This is a genomic window from Viscerimonas tarda (genome assembly GCF_054601255.1).
Genome location: NZ_BAAHWV010000135.1, coordinates 1 through 1,086, shown reverse-complemented (window position 1 = coordinate 1,086; position 1,086 = coordinate 1). Strand labels below are relative to the sequence as shown.

Here is a 1,086-nt window from a genome sequence, read left to right as displayed (position 1 = left end):
CTACACCCTGCTGGGTTCAACGGTTTACGGTAATACGGCATCGTCGCTGGCAGTCAACAGCTCAGTGGCTGTCAGCTTCGACATAGCTGGCTTTATGGCTTTGCTGCCGACCAGCTTCGAGCAGTTCTACCTGTTTATCAACGCCTATAATTCAGCAGGGGGCGCTGCGCCTGTTTATTTCTACGACGAAACCCCAGGCAACGGAATAGCCGAATTAATCGAGTGTAACGAAAACGACAACGTAACCGGACGGCTTTCGTTTACCACTTTCGACCGCATCATGTGCGAAGGAGCGACCGAGATATTGAAACTGCCCGATACCTATTCGTACAAATGGTACACCACCTCCACCGGCGGCTCGGCCCTGACAACAGAGTCAGGGCATGACAACTGGCTGTCGTACACCAAAAATTCGGACGAACGCAGCCTGCTGTTTGCCGAAATCTACACAAAAGGCAACCTGGCAGGCAGCCCCATCTCCTCGTTCCGCGACACGCTGTTTATCTACCGCACCCCGGACAGCTTGATATGGACAGGCGCCTACAATGCCGACTGGCATTTCTCCGATAACTGGCAGAAACCGTCAACCGTAACCGACAACTATCCGCAGGCCAACATCCCGCGCAAATGTACCAATGTGCTGATTCCTGACGGACTGGCCAGGTATCCCGACCTGCAGGCCGGTTCACCCACGCTCGCCGCCTATACCAGCTACAGCGAATATGCCTTCGCCGTGTGTGGCAACATTACCATCAATCACGGCGGCGAGCTGAAGCAGCCCGACAGCCTGTACTACGTCCAGGCCTTTGTGGATGTTACATTCAACACCAACCGCTGGTATATGTGGAGCCCGCCGCTGAAAAACCTGTATCCGGGCGATATTTATGTAAACGACAAGAATCCCTACCTGGATGACGTATATGTGTTCACCAAGCTCTTTGCCAGGGCCAATCCGCAGAACGGCTTCCTGCGTGCCGACTGGACAGGGAACTTCATTACGCCTGTTGTAGATTTGGTAGCCGGAGACGGTATGCGCATATGGATAGACGACAAGGGCGCGGATGCCACTGCGCATACGCCATATAC

At 54.1% G+C, this 1,086-nt stretch carries 1 protein-coding gene; it reads left to right on the top strand.

The annotated features are described in order from the left end of the window. The coding region (locus ACYPWY_RS16320; RefSeq protein ID WP_459686606.1) for a hypothetical protein at positions 1-1,086 on the top strand (1,086 nt) is incomplete at both ends.